This window comes from Zavarzinia sp. (genome assembly GCF_049306435.1).
Classification (GTDB): Bacteria; Pseudomonadota; Alphaproteobacteria; order Zavarziniales; family Zavarziniaceae; genus Zavarzinia.
Map to the genome: position 1 here is coordinate 1 of NZ_JBAQRT010000002.1, position 2285 is coordinate 2285.

4 protein-coding genes are annotated in these 2285 nt (G+C 70.9%); 1 reads left to right on the forward strand and 3 read right to left on the reverse strand.

All coding sequences use genetic code 11. The features are described from left to right. Nucleotides 1-233 (forward strand): hypothetical protein (locus tag WAZ62_RS00065; protein WP_422641485.1); only part of this gene is annotated, 233 nt, incomplete at its 5' end. On the opposite strand, the gene WAZ62_RS00070 is transcribed toward WAZ62_RS00065, so the two are convergent. The 3 genes from WAZ62_RS00070 to WAZ62_RS00080 form a co-directional block, all read right to left on the reverse strand. Beyond that, on the reverse strand, nt 221-940 hold the full coding sequence (locus WAZ62_RS00070) for an RluA family pseudouridine synthase (protein ID WP_422641486.1): 720 nt from the start codon (nt 938-940) through the stop codon (nt 221-223). The genes WAZ62_RS00065 and WAZ62_RS00070 overlap by 13 nt on opposite strands. Before the next feature lie 3 nt (nt 941-943). After that, on the reverse strand, nt 944-1411 hold the full coding sequence (gene queF / locus WAZ62_RS00075) for a preQ(1) synthase (RefSeq protein WP_422641487.1): 468 nt from the start codon (nt 1409-1411) through the stop codon (nt 944-946). Between the two features lie 179 nt (nt 1412-1590). Next, nucleotides 1591-2285, reverse strand: a 695-nt coding sequence (locus WAZ62_RS00080; RefSeq protein WP_422641488.1) for a LysR substrate-binding domain-containing protein, incomplete at its 5' end; no start/stop codon positions are given.

The following is a 2285-nucleotide window of genomic DNA, read 5'->3' on the forward strand; positions in this document are numbered from 1 at the left end:
GCCTGACCCCGGGCGAGGCGCCGGCCGAGCTCGCCGCGCGGCTGGGGGGCGAGGCGATGCTGATCGGCGACCTGACCTGGGACGAAAGCGCGCCGGGCTGGCGCGTGACCTGGGAGATGCCGGGCCGGGCGGTGAAGCCCTGGTCGCGCCAGGGCATTTCCTTCGACGATGCCTTCAGGGCCGGGGTCGGTGGCGCCGCCTCGATCCTGTCGGGCGGGCCTCAGCCGGAATAGCCGCAGGCGCGCAGCGCTTCCAGCATGTGCTCGGCCGGCGGCGCCGTCACCTCGACGGGATCGCGGCTGGGATAGAGCGGCAGGCTGATCGAACGGGCCAGCAGGTGCAGCGGCTCGTCCGGCTCGGGCGCGTCTTCCGCGCGGCCATAGATCGGCTCGCCCAGGATCGGGCAGCCGATGTCGGCGCAGTGCACGCGGATCTGGTGGGTACGGCCGGTGCGGGGATAAAGCTCCAGCCAGGACAGGCTTTGGTCGGCATTCGTCCCCATCAGGCGATAGTCGGTCACCGCCGGCTGGCCGGCCGGATCGACCACCATGCGCCAGCCGCGTTTCGGCGTCAGTTTCGCCAGCGGCTTGTCGATCGTGCCCCGGTCTTCCGCCGGGCGGCCGCGCACCACCGCCCAATAGGTCTTCTGCGCCCGGCCCCCGGCGAAGATCTTGCCCAGCTTGGCCAGCGCCTTGGCGTGACGGCCAAGGACGAGGCAGCCCGTGGTGTCGCGGTCGAGCCGGTGGGCGAGGGACGGCGCCTTGGGCAGGCCATAGCGCAGGTGGACGAAGGATTGTTCCAGGTTCGGGCCGCCGCCCGGCCCCTGGTGCACCGGCAGGCCCGCCGGCTTGTCGATGACGAGGATCAGGCTGTCCTTGAACAGGACGCGGGCCTCGATCTCCTCGGGCCCGGGGGCCTTGCGCTCGGAAGGACGCGGCATGGCCTAGCCCCGGCCGCGATAGGGCGGCACGCCCTGGTCGGGCAGCCACAGCCCCTCGGGCGGGGCGCCGGTCGCATAGAAGACATCGATCGGGATGCCGCCGCGCGGATACCAGTAGCCGCCGATGCGCAGCCATTCGGGATCGAGCAGATCGACCAGCCGGCGGGCGATGCGCACCGTGCAATCCTCGTGGAAGGCGCCGTGATTGCGGAACGAGCCGAGGAAGAGCTTCAGCGACTTGCTCTCGACGATGAAATCGCGCGGCACATAGTCGATCACCAGATGGGCGAAATCCGGCTGGCCGGTCACCGGACAGACCGAGGTGAATTCCGGGCAGACGAAGCGGATCAGATAGCGCACGCCCGCCTGCGGGTTCGGCACTTTCTCGAGGAGGGCGCTGTCCGGCCCCGAGGCTTGCGCCGTCTCGTGGCCGAGCTGGGTCAGCTTGGAGGTTTCATGAAATGTCGTCATGGCGGCGCACTCTAGACCATGTTCCGGGCTGGCGGAATCATGCTTTCCCCTCCGCCCTCCACTCTGTCGTCATTCCGGCGAAGGCCGGAATCTCGCCCGGGCGAGGGCGCTTCAGGCGGATCGAGACTCCGGCCTTCGCCGGAGTGACGAGAGGGGGGCGGAGTGACGAGATTGGGGAGTCACCCCGGTGGCTTATCCTTGGCCAGTTGCGCCACCTCGCGCCGCAGCCAGCGGTGCAGCGGCGCCTCGTCGTTGCGGCGGTGCCAGATCATGGCGAGGCGGACGTCGGGCAGGTCGAGGGGCACCACCCGTTCGACGAGACCGAAGGCACGCATGAGGACATGGCCGACCGAGCGCGGCAGGGTCAGCAGCAGGTCGCTCTCCGCCAGCACCGCCCCGGCCGCGAGATGGTGGGAGACCACGGGGCCGAGCCGGCGCTGCAAGCCCTTGTCCGCCAGCAGCCGGTCGACGGCGCCGGTGCGGCTGGCGACGGCGGAAACCAGCATATGGCGCGCGGCGAGATAGGCATCGAGCGTCAAGTCCCCGGCGGCCGCGGGATGGCCCGGCCGCATGACGACGCAGAATCCCTCCCGGCGCAGGAACTGGCGGGTCATGCGCGCCGGGGGATCGGGCAGCACGCCGATGGCCAGCAACAATGCCTCGTCGTCGATCAGGCCGACCGCGTCGGAGCGGTCGCAATGGCGGAAGGTGAGGCTGAGCCCCGGCGCCGCCGCCTCTACCCGCGCGATCAGGGCCGGGGCCAGCACCAGTTCGGCATGGTCGGAGGTGCCGATCACCACTTCCGCCTCGGCCCCCGCCGGATCGAAAGGCGCCTGACCGTCGATCGCCATGCGCAGCGCCGACAGGGCCGCCG